The sequence below is a fragment of the Nitrospirillum guanabarense genome, from assembly GCF_034653355.1.
Lineage (GTDB): Bacteria > Pseudomonadota > Alphaproteobacteria > Azospirillales > Azospirillaceae > Nitrospirillum.
The window spans coordinates 1,093,217-1,111,392 of sequence record NZ_JAYEER010000001.1 but is presented as its reverse complement, the minus strand read 5'-3'; the positions used below and the strand labels follow the sequence as shown (position 1 = coordinate 1,111,392).

Here is an 18,176-nt window from a genome sequence, read left to right as displayed (position 1 = left end):
AATTGGGCGTCCGCACCAGCCACAGGTATAAGACATGACCATCGTTCCCCCGGCATCGAAGCCGATCTCGGCCGCGCCCTTGGGCATGGCACCGCCGCCCGATACCCACACCCCTGGTGCTCGTGCCTGGTATGTGCTGGCGGCGCTCTGCTTCGTCTACGTGCTGAATTTCCTGGATCGGCAGTTGCTGTCCATCCTGGCCAAGCCCATCCAGGATGACCTGGGTGTCACCGATGGCCAGCTGGGCCTGATCAGCGGGCTGTATTTCGCCCTGTTCTACTGCTTCATCTCCATCCCCGTAGCCTGGCTGGCCGACCGTGCCAACCGCGTGCGGGTGCTGTCCATCGCCTGCGCCCTGTGGAGTGCAGCCACGGTGGCCTGCGGCCTGTCGGCGACCTACCCGCAGCTGGTCATCGCCCGCATGACGGTGGGGGTGGGCGAGGCCGGGGGCGTGCCCCCCTCCTACGCCATCATCACCGACTATTTCCCACCCGGGAGACGGGGGGCGGCCCTGGGCCTTTTCAACCTGGGCCCACCCCTGGGCCAGGCCCTGGGCGTGGCCTTCGGCGCCGCCATCGCCGCCGCCTACAGCTGGCGTCAGGCCTTCCTGGTGCTGGGCATGTTCGGCGTCGCCGCCGCGCTGATCGTCTGGCTGACCATCCGGGAACCCAGGCGTGGCGGGCTGGACCTGCCGGTGCCTGGCGTCCCGCCGGCGGCGGCGCAGGCCAAGGCCGGCTTCATCGAGACGGTCGCCACGTTCTTCCGCCGGCCGGCCCTGCTGCTGATGGCGCTGGCCTGCGGGGCCACGCAGTTCGTGACCTACGCCGTCATGAACTTCACCGTCCTGTTCCTGATGCGGGAAAAAGGCATGAGCCTGCAGCAGGTGGCGGTGTACTACGCCCTGCTGATCGGCATCGGCATTTCCATCGGCATGTACGCGTCGGGCCGGCTGATCGACCGGTATACCCGCCGGTCCAAGCAGGCCTACGCCCTGGTTCCGGCATTGGGGCTCGCGGGGGCCGTGCCCTTCTTCGTGGGTTTCATCTGGGCGCCGGGGTGGCAGTTGGCGCTGCTGCTGCTGATCGGCCCCACCATCCTCAACTACTTCTTCCTTTCCCCCGCGGTCACCCTGGTGCAGGAGGAGGTGCGGCCCAACCAGCGCGTCCTTTCCGGCGCCCTGCTGCTGCTGGTCATGAACCTGATCGGCCTGGGCTTCGGCCCCACCTACCTGGGCGCCGCCAGCGATCACTTCCGCGCGGATCATCCCGCCAATTCCCTGCAACTCGCCTTCTATACCCTCATCCCCTTCTATTTCCTGGCCATCGCCCTGTTCCTGGTGCTGGCACGGGTGCTGAAGGGCGAGGCCAACCGAACCGGAGGTCTTTGATGCGTCTTTTCCTACGCCTGGGCACCTGCGCCGCCGCGGCCCTGCTGTCCCTCGGCGCGATGGCCGAGAACAATCCCACCGTGCGCGCGCCGGCCGGCGCCGTGGAGGGACGCGCCAACGGCGACCTGAGCGTCTTCAAGGGCATCCCCTATGCCAAGCCGCCGGTGGGCCCCCTGCGCTGGAAGGCGCCGGAGGCCCTGCCGGCCTGGACGGGGGTACGCGACGCCGGGGCGCCGGGCTTGGCCTGCGTGCAGCCCAGGGCGGCCGGCACCACCGTCTACACCAACCCGCCCCCGGCGATGGGCGAGGACTGCCTGACCCTGAACATCACGGCGCCGAAGGGGGCACGGAACGCCCCCGTCCTGGTCTGGATCCACGGCGGCACGCTGCTCAACGGCTATGGCTTCAACGAGATGTACGACGGCACCGCCCTGGCCAGGCGCGGGGTGATCGTCGTTTCCATCAATTACCGGCTGAGCGTGCTGGGCTATATGGCCCATCCGGGCCTGAGCGCGGAGAACCCCGACGGCATCTCCGGCAACTATGGCCTGCTGGACCAGATCGCGGCATTGCGTTGGATCCACGACAATATCGCCGCTTTTGGCGGCGATGCCGGCAACGTCACGGTGTCGGGTGAGTCCGCCGGCGCGCTGTCGGTCATGTACCTGATGGCCTCGCCCAAGGCGAAGGGCCTGTTCGCCAAGGCGGTGGTGGAGAGCGGCTACATGATCTCCATGCCCGAGCTGAAGCAGCCCAACCATGGCGAGTTCGCTGCGGAGGCCATCGGGTCCTACATCGCCAGCCAAGTGGGGGCCGCCGACGTGGCCGCCCTGCGGGCCATGGACGCGGAAACGCTGGTGCAGGCGGCGGCCAAGGTCAACTACTTCCCCCTGGGCACCGTCGACGGCAAGGTGCTGACCGGCCAGCTGGTGGACGTGTTCGACAAGGGGGAGCAGGCGCCCGTCCCCATCCTGGCCGGCTTCAACAGCGGGGAGATCCGGTCGCTGCGCTGGCTGATCGCCCCGCCGCCGGCCGACGCCAAGGCCTATGAGGCGATGATCCGGGAGCGGTACGGCGACCTGGCCGATCAGTTCTTGAAACTGTATCCCGCGTCCGACACGCTGGAGGAAAGCGAGCTGGCGGCCACCCGCGACGCGCTCTACGGCTGGACGGCGGAACGGCTGGTGCGGGACCAGACCAGGCTGGGGCGGCCGGGATACCTCTACCTGTTCGACCACGGCTATCCCGCCATGGACGACAAGGGGTTGCACGGCTTCCACGCGTCGGAAATCCCCTATGTCTTCGGCACCATGGCGCAGACCCCGGCCTATTGGCCCAAGGCGCCCGACACGCCGGTCGAACGCCGCCTGACCGCCGCCATGACCGACTATTGGGCCAGCTTCGCCCGCGACGGCAAGCCGGTGGCGAACGGCCAGCCCGCCTGGCCCGTCTTCGGTACCGACGAGGGCTACATGGCCTTCACCGACGTGCCCAAACCCGGCCGGGCGGTGATGCCGGGCATGTACGCGCTGCACGAGGCCGCCGTGTGCCGGCGCCGCGCGGCGGGCACCCTACCCTGGAACTGGAACACGGGCGTCGTGTCCCCGGTGCTGCCGCAGAAGGTCGAGGGATGTTGATGAGGAAGGGGCTGACCACGCCACTGACGGGACGCGTCGCGATCGTCACGGGTGCGGGTGGCGGGCTGGGCCGGCATGGCGGCCCCGACGGGAGCGGATGGCGCGATGAGGCGAGGCTGCGCCCCCACGTTTCCCCGGGTTAAATTTGACAATATTTTTAGGCCCTTGGCTGCTACGCTGCCCGCTCCGAACCGCCGTTGGACCGGCACCCGTCACGCCGAGGGGAATTGGAGATGCAGCCGCACACCCTGTCCGCTTCCCCCGCATCGAACACCCGCAGCGTCGCGGAAACGAATTTCATTTCCGCGACCATCCTGCATTCCCAGCTGACGGACGATGGTGAGCGGCTCAGCGTCCGCCGCACCACTTGTGACGCCCTTCCGGACGTGGAGATGGGCTACGGCGGCATCGATGCGCACCTGGCGCGGCTTTACCTGCGGCCCACCCCCGCCTGCACCATGCAGCAGGGCCGGCGCATGCTGCAGCTGGCACCGCGCGCGCCCATGGAATGCTCCTTCCGCGACATGCGCGACCCCTGCGTCTGGCGCATCGTCCATCCCGTCGACATCATCAGTTTCGAGCTGCCGCGCGGCGCCATGGCCCGCTGGGCGCAGGATGCCGGGCTGCGCGGCTTCCATGGGCTGGAATACGAGTCCGGCCTGACGATGATCGACGACGTCATCACCCACTTCGGCATGGCGCTGATGGCACCCCTGGCCACGCCCGGCCGGGCCCCGGCCCTGTTCGTCGACTATATCCTGAACGCCTTCTGCAGCTATCTGGTCCGCATCATGGGGCAGGAGCCGCCCGACGGCTGGCGCCGGGGCGGCCTGGCCCTGTGGCAGGAGCGGCGGGCCAAGGAGATGATGGAGGCGGACCTGCAGGCGCCGGTGACGCTGAAGCAACTGGCGGACGCCTGCGGCCTGTCGGTGGCGCATTTCGCCCGAGCCTTCCGCCAGTCGGTGGGTGAACCCCCGCACCGCTGGCTGACCCGCCGCCGGGTGGATGTGGCCAAGGCATTGTTGTCGACGGGCGAGCTGCCCCTGGCCGACATCGCCTTGCGCTCCGGCTTTTCCGACCAGAGCCACTTCACCCGGGTCTTTTCCCGCCTGTGCGGCCAGGCGCCGGGCGCCTGGCGTCGCGCCCATGAGCGGGCGGGCGTACCCGCCCGGTCGCCATCCCGATAAGCTACGGGGGCCGGGGCCGAGGCCGCCGCGATCGGCCCGCCATCGGGGGAACCGGCATTCGCGCTTCCGTGGGTATCGCCGTATCGCTCCTTCGGGTACCACCTCATAGCAGTACACCTTGGGACACGACGGGGAGTACCCCATGATTCTGGGGGCCCGCGCCGACGCGGGGGGCGGGCGTCCCAAGCCTGGACGCCCGGGCGAGCCTGGAAAGGCGTATTCAAATCAGATGTATGGTCATCCCATTATCCCACTTACCTAAGTTATAGGGCGTCATAGCCGGACAGAAGCTGTATCGAACTCTTGGGAGCTGCTAGACCATGTGAATAGAACGACATGCTAAAATCATACCTGTAAAATATCCGTACTTGTGAAACCGACCCAATTGGGGTGCTCCAGTCGGCAATTCCAAGGCAGGAACGGATGCGGGCGCCTCTATAGGGAAGAACAGCCCCGGTCACGCCCCCGGGGTGGTGCGTCATCAATCCTTGGCCCATGCCGGGCCCACGCCGGGAGGCTACCTTGCAGCTCCAGCACGAAACCGCCGACGCCGTTCCCGTTTCGACCGTGACGTTGGATGGCCCTCCCCCCGGCGGGGCGGAGCTGTACCAGCTGCTGGAGGCTCTGCAGGCGGTGAAGGTGGGTGACTTCTCCGTGCGCATGTCCGGCAACCATGTCGGCGTCCTGGGCAAGATCGCCGACACCTTCAACGAGATCGTCGCCGCCAATGAACGGATGGCGCAGCAGCTGGAACGGGTGGGCCAGGTGGTGGGGCGCGAGGGCAAGACGCGCCAGCGCGTGAAGTTCAACCTGTCCAGCGGGTCCTGGGGCGACATGGAAGGGTCGGTCAATTCGCTGATCGACGACCTGTTGTGGCCGACGACGGAGGTGACCCGCGCCATCACCGCCGTGGCGCGCGGCGACCTGCTGCAGACGGTGCCGCTGGATGTGGACGGCCGGCCGCTGCAGGGCGAGTTCCTGCGCTCCGCCACCATCGTCAACACCATGATCAAGCAGCTGAACGTCTTCACCTCGGAAGTGACGCGCGTGGCGCGCGAGGTGGGCACCGACGGCAAACTGGGTGGCCAGGCCCAGGTGCGCGAGGTGACGGGCGTGTGGAAGGACCTGACGGAGTCCGTGAACTCCATGGCGTCCAACCTGACGGCCCAGGTGCGCAACATCGCGGAGGTGACCATCGCGGTCGCCAACGGCGACCTGTCCAAGAAGATCACGGTGGACGTGCGGGGCGAGATCCTGCAGCTGAAGGAAGCCATCAACACCATGGTGGACCAGCTGCGGTCCTTCGCGTCCGAAGTGACGCGCGTGGCGCGCGAGGTCGGCACCGACGGCAAGCTGGGCGGCCAGGCCATCGTCCCCGGCGTGGCCGGCACCTGGAAGGACCTGACCGACAGCGTGAACGCCATGTGCGGCAACCTGACCGACCAGGTGCGCAACATCGCCCAGGTGACGACGGCGGTGGCGCGCGGCGACCTGTCGCGCAAGATCACCGTGGACGTGCGCGGCGAGATCCTGGAGCTGAAGAACACCATCAACACCATGGTGGACCAGTTGAACGCCTTCGCCGGCGAGGTGACGCGCGTGGCCCGCGAGGTCGGCACCGAAGGCAAGCTGGGCGGCCAGGCGGTGGTGCCGGGCGTGGGCGGCACCTGGAAGGATCTGACCGACAACGTGAACTTCATGGCCGGTAACCTGACGGCCCAGGTGCGCAACATCGCGGAAGTGTCCACCGCCATCGCCAACGGCGACCTGTCGAAGAAGATCACCGTCAACGTCAGCGGCGAAATCCTGCAGCTGAAGGAAACCATCAACACCATGGTGGACCAGCTGAACGCCTTCGCCGGCGAGGTGACGCGCGTGGCCCGCGAGGTCGGCACCGAGGGCAAGCTGGGCGGCCAGGCCATGGTGCGCGGCGTGGCCGGCACGTGGAAAGACCTGACCGACAGCGTGAACTCCATGGCCGGCAACCTGACCGACCAGGTGCGCAACATCGCCGAAGTCGCCACCGCCGTGGCCAACGGCGACCTGTCGCGCAAGATCACCGTGGACGTGAAGGGCGAAATCCTGCAGCTGAAGGAAACGCTGAACACCATGGTGGACCAGCTGAACGCCTTCGCCGCCGAGGTGACCCGCGTGGCCCGCGAGGTCGGCACCGAGGGCAAGCTGGGCGGACAGGCGCAGGTGCCCGGCGTCGCCGGCACCTGGAAGGATTTGACCGACAACGTCAACTCCATGGCCGGCAACCTCACCGGCCAGGTGCGCAACATCGCCGAGGTCGCCACCGCCGTGGCCCAGGGCGACCTGTCCAAGAAGATCACCGTCAACGTCAGCGGCGAAATCCTGCAGCTGAAGGAAACCATCAACACGATGGTGGACCAGTTGAACGCCTTCGCCGCCGAAGTGACCCGTGTGGCCCGCGAGGTCGGCACCGACGGCAAACTGGGCGGTCAGGCGCAGGTGCCCGGCGTGGCCGGCACCTGGAAGGATTTGACCGACAGCGTGAACTCCATGGCCGGCAATCTCACCGGCCAGGTGCGCAACATCGCCGAGGTGGCCACCGCCATCGCCAACGGCGACCTGTCGCGCAAGATCACCGTGGACGTGCGCGGCGAGATCCTTCAGCTGAAGGAAACGCTGAACACCATGGTGGACCAGCTGAACCGCTTCGCCGGCGAGGTGACGCGCGTGGCGCGTGAAGTGGGCACCGAAGGGCGCCTGGGCGGCCAGGCGCAGGTGCCCGGCGTGGCCGGCACCTGGAAGGACCTGACCGACAGCGTCAACTTCATGGCGTCCAACCTGACCGATCAGGTGCGCAACATCGCGGAGGTGACCACGGCCGTGGCGCGCGGCGACCTGTCGCGCAAGATCACCGTGGACGTGAAGGGCGAAATCCTGGAGCTGAAGAACACCATCAACACCATGGTGGACCAGCTGAACGCCTTCGCCGCCGAGGTGACGCGCGTGGCGCGCGAGGTCGGCACCGAAGGCAAGCTGGGCGGCCAGGCCCAGGTGCCCGGCGTCGCCGGCACCTGGAAGGACCTGACCGACAGCGTGAACTTCATGGCCGGCAACCTGACGGCCCAGGTGCGCAACATCGCCGAGGTGGCCACCGCCATCGCCAACGGCGACCTGTCCAAGAAGATCACCGTGGACGTGCGCGGCGAAATCCTGCTGCTGAAGGAAACGCTGAACACCATGGTGGAGCAGTTGCGCTCCTTCGCGGCCGAGGTGACGCGCGTGGCGCGTGAGGTCGGCACCGAAGGCCGCCTGGGCGGCCAGGCGGTTGTGCCCGGCGTGGGCGGCACCTGGAAGGACCTGACCGACAACGTCAACCTGCTGGCCGCCAATCTGACCACCCAGGTGCGCAACATCGCGGAGGTGACCACGGCCGTGGCGCGCGGCGACCTGTCGCGCAAGATCACCGTGGACGTGAAGGGCGAAATCCTGGAGCTGAAGAACACCATCAACACCATGGTGGACCAGCTGAACGCCTTCGCCGGCGAGGTGACGCGCGTGGCCCGCGAGGTCGGCACCGAGGGCAAGCTGGGCGGCCAGGCCCAGGTGCCCGGCGTGGCCGGCACCTGGAAGGACCTGACCGACACCGTGAACGTCATGGCCGCCAACCTGACGGAACAGGTGCGCGGCATCGTGAAGGTGGTGACCGCCGTCGCCAACGGCGACCTGAAGCAGAACCTGGCGGTGAAGTCCAAGGGCGAGGTGGCGGCCCTGGCCGAGACCATCAACAACATGACCAATACGCTCGCCACCTTCGCCGACCAGGTGACGACCGTGGCGCGCGAGGTGGGCGTGGAAGGACGCCTGGGCGGCCAGGCCAACGTGCCGGGTGCGGCCGGCACCTGGAAGGACCTGACCGGCAACGTCAACCTGCTGGCCGCCAACCTGACGACCCAGGTGCGCGCCATCGCCGAGGTGGCGACCGCCGTGACCAAGGGCGACCTGACCCGTTCGATCCAGGTCGACGCCCGCGGCGAGGTGGCGGAACTGAAAGACAACATCAACACGATGATCGACAATTTGCGGCTGACCACCGACCGCAACACCGAACAGGACTGGCTGAAGACCAACCTGGCCCGCTTCACCAACATGCTGCAGGGCCAGCGCGACCTGTCGACCGTGGGCCGCATGCTGCTGACCGAACTGACGCCCCTGGTCGGCGCCCACCAGGGCGTGATCTACCAGATGGATGAGGAAGGCCCGCGCAGCCTGAAGCTGGTCTCGGGCTATGCCGACGACGCCACCCACGGCCACCCGCAGCGCCTGCAGATCGGCGAGGGGTTGATCGGCCAGTGCGCCGCCGATAAGCGCCGCATCCTGATCACGGAGATGCCGGCCAACGTCGTGCCCATCTCCTCCGGCCTGTTCAAGGCCATCCCGCAAAGCGTCATCGTCCTGCCCGTGCAGTTCGAGGGCCAAGTGAAGGCGGTCATCGAGCTGGCGTCCATGACGGCCTTCACCGGCCTGCAAATGACCTTCCTGGAACAGCTGACCGCCAGCATCGGCATCGTGCTGAACAGCATCGAGGCGACGATGCAGACGGAAGGCCTGCTGAAGCAGTCGCAGCAGCTGGCCGCCGAACTGCAGGCGCAACAGGGCGAATTGCAGCAGACCAACGAGCAGCTGGAACAGAAGGCGCAGCAGCTGGCCGAGCGCAACGTGGAGGTGGAGCGCAAGAACCAGGAGATCGAGCAGGCCCGCCGCGCCCTGGAGGAAAAGGCGACGGAACTGTCCCTGACCTCCAAGTACAAGTCCGAATTCCTGGCCAACATGAGCCATGAGCTGCGCACGCCGCTGAACTCCATCCTCATCCTGGGGCAGCAGCTGAGCGAGAACCCGGACGGCAACCTGACGCCCAAGCAGGTGGAATTCTCGCGCACCATCCACGGCGCCGGCACCGACCTGCTGAACCTGATCAGCGACATCCTGGACCTGTCGAAGATCGAGTCCGGCACCGTCTCGGTGGAGGCGGAGGAGATCTTCTTCAGCAACCTGCTGGACACCGTGGCGCGGCCCTTCCGGCACGAGGCGGAAAACCGCCGCCTGGCCTTCGACGTGCACCTGGACCCGTCGCTGGGCCGGACGCTGACCACCGACAGCAAGCGCCTGCAGCAGGTGCTGAAGAACCTGCTGTCCAACGCCTTCAAGTTCACCGAGACGGGTGGCGTCCGCCTGACCGTCGGTGCACCGGCCAGCGGCTGGTCGTCGGACCACCCCATCCTGAAGCAGTCGCCCAAGGTGGTGGCCTTCCAGGTCAGCGACACCGGCATCGGCATTCCCGCCGAGAAGCAGAAGATCATCTTCGAAGCCTTCCAGCAGGCCGACGCCAGCACCAGCCGCAAGTACGGCGGCACCGGCCTGGGCCTGGCCATCAGCCGCGAGCTGGCCAACCTGCTGGGCGGTGAGATCCACCTGCGCAGCACGCCCGGCGCCGGCAGCACCTTCACCCTGTACATCCCGGCGACATACCTGGCGCCCGTCCACACCGCCCGCGCCGTGGCCCCCAATGCCGGGGTCAACGACCACCGCCCGGCCCTGGTGCCGGCGGACGCCAACTGGCGCCACGCCGCCGGTCTGCCCGACCGCGCGATGGAACCGGTGCCGGACGACCGGCTGGACATCCATCCCGGCGACGCGATCCTGCTGATCGTCGAGGACGACCCCCACTACGGCCGGGTGATGGTCGACCTGGCCCGCGACAAGGGGTTCAAGGTGCTGGTCGCCATGCGCGGCGTCGACGCCCTGGACCTGGCGCGCCAGTACCAGCCGACGGCGGTGTCGCTGGACGTGTTCCTGCCCGACATGCTGGGCTGGACGGTGTTGAGCCAGCTGAAGCACGACCCCGCCACCCGCCACATCCCGGTGCAGATCATCACCCTGGATGAGGATCGGCAGCACGGGCTGGCCCGGGGCGCGTTCTCCTTCATGTCCAAGCCCACCTCGCCGGAGGTGCTGGACAGCGCGCTGGACCGCATCAAGGAGTATGCCCAGCCCCGGCGCAAGCGCCTGCTGGTGGTGGAGGACAACACGGCCGAGCTGATGAGCATCACCGAGCTGCTGGGCCATGACGACATCGAGGTCGTGGCCGCCGGAACCGGGGCCGAGGCTCTGAAAACCCTGCGTGACAACCCCTGCGACTGCGTGGTCCTGGATCTGCGCCTGCCCGACATGACCGGGTTCGAGGTGCTGGAGGTCATCAGCGCCGACAGCAACCTGTGCGACGTGCCGGTCATCGTCTTCACCGGGCGCGAGCTGTCGGCGGAAGAGGATGCCAAACTGCACGCCATGGCGCGCAGCATCGTCGTCAAGGGCGTGGAATCACCGGAGCGGTTGCTGGACGAGACGTCGCTGTTCCTGCACCGCGTGGTGGCCGACCTGCCGGCGGACAAGCGCCGCATGCTGGAACGGCTGCATGGCTCGGACGAGGACCTGGTGGGCAGCACCGTGCTGCTGGTGGACGACGATGCCCGCAACATCTTCGCCCTGTCCAGCGTGCTGGAACGCCGGGGCATGCGCGTGCTGGCCGCCACCACCGGCCGCGAGGCCATCACCCTGATCGAGCAGACGCCGGACATCGCCATCGTGCTGATGGACATCATGATGCCGGAGATGGACGGCTACCAGACCATGGGCGTGATCCGCGCCAACCCGGCCTTCCGCCGGCTGCCCATCGTCGCCTTGACGGCGAAGGCGATGAAGGGCGATCGTGAGAAATGCCTGGAAGCTGGCGCCTCTGATTACCTGGCCAAACCGGTCAACACCGAGCAATTGCTGTCAGCGTTGCGCATGTGGCTGCATCGCTGAGGGGACGCTTCGCCATGGACGTCACACCCAAGGCCAACATACTCCTGGTGGATGATCAGCCCGCCAAGCTGCTCAGCTACGAGGTGATCCTGAGCGAGCTGGGGGAGAACCTGATCAAGGCCGGCTCCGCCCGGGAGGCGCTGGAGCATCTGCTGCGGCACGACATCGCCGTCATCCTGGTCGATGTCTGCATGCCCGATCTGGACGGCTTCCAACTGGCCGAGATGATCCGCAGCCACCCCCGCTTCGAGAAGACCGCCATGATCTTCATCTCCGCGGTCATGATGTCGGACGTCGACCGGCTGCGGGGCTATGAGGCGGGCGCGGTCGACTATGTGCCCGTGCCGGTGGTGCCGGAGGTCCTGCGCGCCAAGGTCCGCGTCTTCGTCGAGCTGCACCGCAAGACCCGCCAGCTGGAGCAGCTGAACGCCGAGCTGGAACGCCGCGTGGCCGAACGCACCGCCGACCTGGAGCATACCGCCGCCCGGTTGCAGCAGAGCGAGCGGCGGCGCAGCCTGGCCCTGGCCGCCGGCGGCATGGGCTCCTGGGACTGGAACGCCGATACCGATGAACTGATGTGGGATGACGCCCAACACCGCATCTTCGGCACGGACCCCAGCCGCTTCGTTCCCACCGCCGCCAGCGCCTGGGCCCTGTTCCATCCAGAGGATCGGGAGAGCCAGATCCGCGCCATGCGCCTGGCCGCCGCCACCGGCCAGCGCTATGGCGAGGAGTTCCGCATCGTCCGGCCCGACGGCGCCATCCGCTGGTGCTTCGCGGCCGCCGCCCCCACCGGCGACGACGCCGACGGCCGGCCCCGGCGGCTGAGCGGGGTCACCTTCGACATCACCGAGCGCAAGGATGCCGAGGCCCGGCAGATGATGCTGGCCCGCGAGGTCGACCACCGGGCCAAGAACGCCCTGGCCGTCGTGCAGTCGGTGTTGCGCCTGACGCGAGCCGCTTCCGTGCCCGAATTCGTGGAATCGGTCGAGGGCCGCATCGGCGCCATCGCCTGGGTGCACACGCTGCTGTCGAACTCCCGCTGGCAGGGCGCCGAACTGGTGCGGCTGGTGCGCGAGGAGATGGCCCCTTACCAGTCCGGGGACACGCCGCGCGTGGCGTTCGACGGCCCGGACGTGATGCTGCTGCCGGCCACCGCCCAGTCGCTGGCCCTTAGCATCCATGAGCTGGCCACCAACGCCGCCAAATACGGATCGCTGTCGGTGCCGGGCGGGAACGTCCAGCTGACATGGCACGGCCGTTCGGACGCGCTGACCCTGATCTGGCGAGAAACCGGCGGCCCGGCGGCCATGCCGCCGCTGGCGCGCGGCTTCGGCATCCGCGCCATCACCGAAAGCGTGGAGCGGCAACTGTCCGGCCGGGTCGAGATGAACTGGCTGCCCACCGGCCTGGTCTGCACCCTCAGCATTCCCATGAGCGAGGTGGGGGAGCCCGTCGCCGACGACACCGCCCCCGCCCCGCCGCCGACGCCGGAACCCGCCGCCCACGCCGATCACCTGCCCCCCGGCCTGCGCGTCCTGGTGGTGGATGACGAGGCCATGGTGGCCATGATGATGGAGCAGGCGCTGCTGGACCTGGGCGCGACGGTGGTCGGCCCCGTGGGCACCCTGCCCCAGGCCCTGGATTTGGCCAGGGCCGGCGGGATCGATTGCGCCATCCTGGACGTCAACCTGCAAGGCGCGCCGATCTACCCGGTGGCCGACCTGCTGGCCAAGGCGGGCGTGCCCTTCGTCTTCCTCACCGGCTATGACCGGGTGACGCTGGACGACCGCTACCAGGGCACGCCGGTGCTGCAGAAGCCGGTGCGATTGTCCGATCTGGAACGCGCCCTGCTGGGGCTCGGCGGCCGGATGGCCGACCTGGTTCCCCCGCCTCGGCTTTCGCTGGCGAGAAGCTGATCCCACCGCCCCACCGGCGGGCCGCCGTCCGGCGTCAGCCCCGCGCCTTCACCAGCCGCCAGCCGATGACCATCGCCGCCACCCAGGCGGGGGCGACGTAGATGGCCAGGCGGGTACTGTCGTCGAAGGCCAGCAGCACCAGGGTCAAGGCGAAGAAGGCCAGCGTCAGGTAGCCGCTCCACGGCGCGCCGGGCATGCGGTAGGGCGAGGGCGCCACCCGGCCCGCCGCCACGGCGCGGCGGTAGAGCAGGTGGGAAATGATGATGATGGACCAGGTCCATAGCTGGATCACGACCACCGTGCTCATCACGTAGATGAAGGCCTGTTCCGGTGCCACGTAGTTCACCAACACCCCGGCCAGCATGAACACCACCGAGGCGACGATGCCGCGGGTGGGCACATGCTGGTCGCTGAGCGTGGCGAAGTAGGCCGGTGCCTCCTTCGCGTTGGCCAGGGTGTGCAGCATGCGGCCGCAGGAGAAGATGCCGCTGTTGCAGGCCGAGGCCGCGGCGGTCAGCACCACGAAGTTGATCACCCCCGCAGCGGCCGGGATGCCGAAATGGTCGAACACGGTGACGAAGGGGCTGAAGTCCGGCGAGATTTGGTCCCACGGCACCAGCGACATGATCACCACGATGGCGCCGATGTAGAAGACCAGGATGCGCAGCAGCGCCCCGTTGATGGCGCGCGGCAGGGTTCTGCCCGGATCCTCCGCCTCGCCGGCCGTCACGCCGATCAGTTCCATGCCGCCGAAGGCGAACAGGGCGGTGGGGAAGACCATCAGGGTCGCCATGGTGCCGTTGGCGAAGACGCTGCCGTGGGTCCACAGGTTGGTGACGCTGGCGTGGGTGCCCAGGCCGCCGGCATCGAAGCCCAGCACGGCGACGCCGAACACCAGCAGGGCGAAGACGGCCAGCACCTTGATGAGGGCGAACCAGAACTCGAACTCACCGAACACCTTGACACTGCGGAGGTTGGCGACCAGCAGCACGCCCAGCATGGCCAGCACCGGCACCCACTGCGGCAGGCCGGGGAACCAATAGCGGATATAGACGCCGACCGCCGTCAACTCGGCGATGCCGACCATCACCCACAGGAACCAATAGGACCAGCCGGAAACGAAGCCCGCCCAGGGCCCCACGAATTCGCCGGCATATGTGGCGAACGAGCCGGCCACGGGACGATAGAGCAGCAGTTCGCCCAGCGCCCGCGCCATGAAGAACACCGCCATGCCACCCATCGCATAGGCCAGCAGCAGGCTGGGTCCGGCCTTATGGATGGCCTGCGCCGATCCGAGGAACAACCCCGATCCGATGGCGCCACCCAGCGCGATCATCTGCACATGACGGCTTTTCAGGCCGCGAACCAGCCCTTCCGACACTTCGCTCACGCGGCACCGCCGACAGTTTGATCACAAAACATTAAAATCCCTCTCCCAAAAATTCTTATGTTACTTGGCCAAACCCCAACGCTTGCCCGTTCCCAGGTAATTCAAGGTTTCAGGGAGCCAATCTTTACTTGGGCAGAGGGGTTCATATCACCTTTTCGGCGCGGTGGCTGCCCCAGATCAGCGCGGGCCCGGATCGGCGCGGGATCGCCGCGACGCCAGCACCAGCCAAGGCCCCGCATGGAAAACGGCCATCAGCAGATACATCTGCGTCATGGCCCCCAAGGGCCACGCATCCACGGTGGTCATGCAAAGCATGGCCGGCTGGGCGGCCTCCTGAACGCCGGTCACCACCGCCATGAGGGCGAAGGTCGGCGCCGCGGCGAGGCGGAGCCACTCCGCCGCGCCAAGGAATCCGGTTTGGGGCATGTCCAGTGTCCTGATGAAGGGAAAAGCGGCTCGGGCGTTGGGCGCCCGAGCCGTGGTTCGCCTTAGCATGGCTGGCCGTACTCGTCGTGCCGGCGCCACCAGACGCCGCTCTCATTGCGGCCCAGCGGCGCGCGGTCCAGCCATTGGTAGGCGCCCCACAGGGTGTCGAGGCCCCGCGCATAGGTCGAATAGGTATGGTAGAGGGCGCCGTCGTCGCCCCGCGCGAAGGCGCTCATTCCCGGCCGGTCGCGGGTGTAGGTGGGCGCATCGGTGCCGCAGGTCGCCGCGAACCGCGCCACGGGCTCCGGGACCGCCGTCGCCTCGTCCATGGCGTGGCCGCCGCGGCGGTAGTTGTACTCGATGCGTCCATCGCGTTGTTCCGCCTCGGTGAAGGCGACGTTGTAGTCGAAGTTGAAGTCGCTTCCGGCCGACGACGCCCAGGGGAACGTCCAGCCCATGCGCCGCTTGTACGCCTGCAGCTTGGCCAGCGGCGCCCGGGAGACGGCCACCAGCGCCACGTCATGGTTGGCCAGGTGGATGGCGAAGCCGTTGAACCCGTCCGCGATCATGGAGCAGGAGGGGCAACCCGCCGTGTAGTCCGGCCCGAACATGAAATGATAGACGATCAGTTGCGACCGCCCGTCGAACAGGTCGGCCAGCGTGGCGCCACCGCCGTCGATGTCGAAACGATAGTCCTTGTCCACCCGTACCCAGGGCAGCGTCCGGCGGCGCCGCGCCAGTTCATCGCTCCGCCGCGTCAGCTCCTTCTCCGCCTCCAGCAGGTCCAGCCGGGCCGCCAGCCACTCTTCCCGCGTCGCCGTCACATGTGGTGTCATCGTTCCCTCTCCATCAGTATGCCCATCCGCCTTTCGCCAGGGAGTGGGTGGGCGGTGGTCGAGGGCCAGACTGGGCCCCGGCGCCACGTAGCCGGGAGTGACAAGTGTGACGGGATTCGCATGGACTCGCTGATCACGGCCGCCGGGCGGGCGCTGACCTCGGGCGATCCGCTGGGCGCGCTGAACCGGGTCGCCTTGCGCGACGACCCGCCGGCGCTGGCCCTGCGCGGCATCGCCATGGCGCAGCTGGGTGACCTCGGCCGGGCGCGGGCGCTGCTGCGCGCCGCCGCGCGCGGCTTCGGCCCGCAGGAGGCCGTGGCCCGCGCGCGGTGCGCCGTGGCCGAGGCGGAGGTGGCGCTGGCCGCGCGCGACATCGGCTTTTCCGCCGCGGCCCTGGACCGGGCCCGCGCCATGCTGGAGGCGCGCGGCGACCGGCTGAACGCCGCGCACGCGCGTCATCTGGAGGTCCGGCGCCTGGTTCTCATCGGCCGGCTGGAGGAGGCGGAGCGGGCGCTGGCCGTGCTGGATCCCGCCCCCTTCCCGCCCGCCCTGCGCGCCGCCCATGAGCTGGTGGTGGCCGGCATCGCCCTGCGGCGGGTGCGGACGGGGCCGGCCCGCGTCGCCCTGGCCCGGGCCGCGCACGCGGCCCGCCACGCGGGCATCCCCGCCCTGGTGGCGGAGGTGGAGAACGCGGCCCGCGCGCTGACGCTGCCGGCCGCCCGCCTGCTGGCGCGGGGTGCTGAGCGGCTGCTGGCGCTGGAGGAGGTCGAGGCGCTGCAAGCATCGCCGACGCTCATCGTCGATGCCTGCCGCCTGACGGTACGCGCCGGTGGCACCCTCGTCCCCCTGGCCCGCCGCCCCATCCTGTTCACATTGGCCCGCGCGCTGGCCGAGGCCTGGCCGAGCGACGTGCCGAGAGGTGCGCTGGTCGCTCGCGCCTTTCGCGCCAAGGACGCGGACGAGTCCCACCGGGCGCGCCTACGGGTGGAGATCGGGCGGCTGCGCGCCCTGCTGCGTCCGCTGGCCCAGGTGCGGGCCACCAAAGAAGGGTTCACCCTGACACCGCTGGGACCGCCCGAGGGACCGGTCGACGTGGCGGTGCTGACCCTGCCGCGGGAGGATGCGCTGGCCGGGGTGCTCGCCTTCCTGGCGGACGGCGAACCGTGGTCCAGTTCCGCCCTGGCCCTGGCGCTGGGCACCAGCCAGCGCACCGTCCAGCGCGCGCTGGACGCGCTGGCGGCGGCCGGCAGGGCGCAATCCTTCGGTCGGGGCCGGGCGCGGCGCTGGACCACCCCGCCCCTGCCGGGATTCACGACGACCTTGTTACTCCCCGCCTTCCTGCCGGGGGACTAGCGTGGGGCGGACACCCAATGGAGGCGACACCCATGAAACGATCCGCGGCCGAAATCCTGCGCGAATACGGCCCCTTCCCCGGCGTCGACCGCGTGCACGGGGTGACCTACGACGGCCAGCAGGTCTGGTTCGCCACCGGTGATCGGCTGAACGCCCTGGATACCGAAAGCGGCGACGTGCGGCGCCACATCGACGTTCCCGCCCATGCCGGTACCGCCTTCGACGGTCGTCACCTGTTCCAGATTGCCGAGGACCGCATCCAGAAACTGGATCCCGCCACCGGCAAGGTGTTGGCCACCATCCCCGCCCCGGCGCGGGGTGCGGATTCCGGCTTGGCCTGGGCGGAGGGGACGCTATGGGTGGGCGAATACCGTGCCCGCAAGATCCACCAGATCGATCCCGAGACCGGAACCATCCTGCGCTCCATCGAGACCAACCGCTTCGTCACCGGCGTCACCTGGGTGGACAACGAGCTGTGGCACGGCACCTGGGAAGGCGGCGAAAGCGATCTGCGCCACATCGACCCGCGCACAGGCGAGGTCCTGGAGCAGTTGGATATGCCGGCCGGCACCGGCATATCCGGCTTGGAATCCGACGGCGGCGACCGCTTCTTCTGTGGCGGCGGCGACAGCGGCGTGCTGCGCGCCGTCCGCCGGCCCGGACGTTAGGGCTGCCGCACCTGGACCACCTGGGCCTGCGGCATAGGTGGCGGCGCTTGCCCGCCCGTTGGACGCCCTGGCGGCCCCGCCGTCAACGTTTACGATCCCTAAGCCGATCCCGTCACGACCATGGCCAAGCCGACAGCGCGCCGCCGCCATCTGCCGTTCCCGGCAGATCCGCCAGCATGAGCAGCAGCTGGTCGGCGGCGCGCAGATCGGCGGTGTCCAGCCCTTCCTGGAACCCGTCGCGCAGGGGCCGCAACAGGGCCAGCGCCCGGGCCGGCTGCCGCTGGTCCATCCACAGGCGGGCGAGGTCGATGGCCGCCCGCAGCTCCCACCCCTTGGCCGCCTGCCGGCGGCTCCACACCAACGCGTCCTGCAGCAGCGTCTCCACCTCACCCACGTCGCGGCCGGGCAAGGTGCGCAGCACGTCGGCCTTGACGCGCAGCAGCTCGGGCATGGTGAACAGCTCGCCACTGGCCGTGCAGCGGTCGATGGCGGCGTCCACCAGATCCAGCGCCTCCCCCTGGCGACCGCTGAGCATG

The 18,176-nt window shown here is 68.7% G+C and carries 11 protein-coding genes; 7 read left to right on the top strand and 4 right to left on the bottom strand.

The genetic code is table 11. The features are described from left to right. Positions 1-34: 34 nt before the first annotated feature. The 5 genes from UAA55_RS04585 (at position 35) to UAA55_RS04565 (ending at position 12,967) form a co-directional block, all read left to right on the top strand. Positions 35-1,387 (top strand): spinster family MFS transporter, encoded by a 1,353-nt coding sequence (locus UAA55_RS04585; RefSeq protein ID WP_322951474.1) that lies wholly within the window; start codon positions 35-37, stop codon positions 1,385-1,387. After that, complete coding sequence (locus UAA55_RS04580) at positions 1,387-3,024, top strand: carboxylesterase/lipase family protein (RefSeq protein WP_322951473.1); 1,638 nt, start codon at positions 1,387-1,389, stop codon at positions 3,022-3,024. Before UAA55_RS04585 ends, UAA55_RS04580 begins: the two co-directional genes overlap by 1 nt. Positions 3,025-3,257: 233 nt before the next feature. Beyond that, complete coding sequence (locus UAA55_RS04575) at positions 3,258-4,211, top strand: helix-turn-helix transcriptional regulator (RefSeq protein ID WP_322951472.1); 954 nt, start codon at positions 3,258-3,260, stop codon at positions 4,209-4,211. Positions 4,212-4,733: 522 nt separating this feature from the next. After that, positions 4,734-11,048 carry a HAMP domain-containing protein gene (locus tag UAA55_RS04570; RefSeq protein ID WP_322951471.1) on the top strand — a complete coding sequence of 2,105 codons (6,315 nt, stop codon included), beginning with the start codon at positions 4,734-4,736 and terminating at the stop codon, positions 11,046-11,048. 14 nt (positions 11,049-11,062) lie between these two features. After that, positions 11,063-12,967 (top strand): response regulator, encoded by a 1,905-nt coding sequence (locus UAA55_RS04565; RefSeq protein WP_322951470.1) that lies wholly within the window; start codon positions 11,063-11,065, stop codon positions 12,965-12,967. Between the two features lie 34 nt (positions 12,968-13,001). Here UAA55_RS04565 and UAA55_RS04560 read toward each other — a convergent pair whose 3' ends face one another. The 3 genes from UAA55_RS04560 to UAA55_RS04550 all read right to left on the bottom strand — a co-directional run bounded on the left by UAA55_RS04560 (position 13,002) and on the right by UAA55_RS04550 (position 15,619). Then, a complete protein-coding gene (locus UAA55_RS04560) occupies positions 13,002-14,357 on the bottom strand; it encodes an amino acid permease (protein ID WP_322951469.1) in 1,356 nt (451 codons plus the stop codon). Positions 14,358-14,534: 177 nt separating this feature from the next. After that, positions 14,535-14,783, bottom strand: a complete 249-nt coding sequence (locus tag UAA55_RS04555; RefSeq protein ID WP_322951468.1) for a hypothetical protein — start codon at positions 14,781-14,783, stop codon at positions 14,535-14,537. A gap of 62 nt (positions 14,784-14,845) precedes the next feature. After that, positions 14,846-15,619, bottom strand: a complete 774-nt coding sequence (locus UAA55_RS04550) for a DUF899 domain-containing protein (RefSeq protein WP_322951467.1) — start codon at positions 15,617-15,619, stop codon at positions 14,846-14,848. A gap of 120 nt (positions 15,620-15,739) precedes the next feature. On the opposite strand from UAA55_RS04550, the gene UAA55_RS04545 reads away from it, so the two are divergent. Both UAA55_RS04545 and UAA55_RS04540 read left to right on the top strand, forming a co-directional pair. Continuing rightward, on the top strand, positions 15,740-16,972 hold the full coding sequence (locus UAA55_RS04545) for a hypothetical protein (protein ID WP_322951466.1): 1,233 nt from the start codon (positions 15,740-15,742) through the stop codon (positions 16,970-16,972). A gap of 32 nt (positions 16,973-17,004) precedes the next feature. Then, the gene (locus UAA55_RS04540; protein ID WP_322951465.1) at positions 17,005-17,640 is read left to right on the top strand and encodes a Vgb family protein; all 636 of its coding nucleotides are present in this window, start codon (positions 17,005-17,007) and stop codon (positions 17,638-17,640) included. Between the two features lie 112 nt (positions 17,641-17,752). Here the strand turns inward: UAA55_RS04540 and UAA55_RS04535 are convergent, their stop codons facing one another. After that, complete coding sequence (locus UAA55_RS04535; RefSeq protein ID WP_322951464.1) at positions 17,753-18,175, bottom strand: hypothetical protein; 423 nt, start codon at positions 18,173-18,175, stop codon at positions 17,753-17,755. Position 18,176 lies beyond the last annotated feature (1 nt).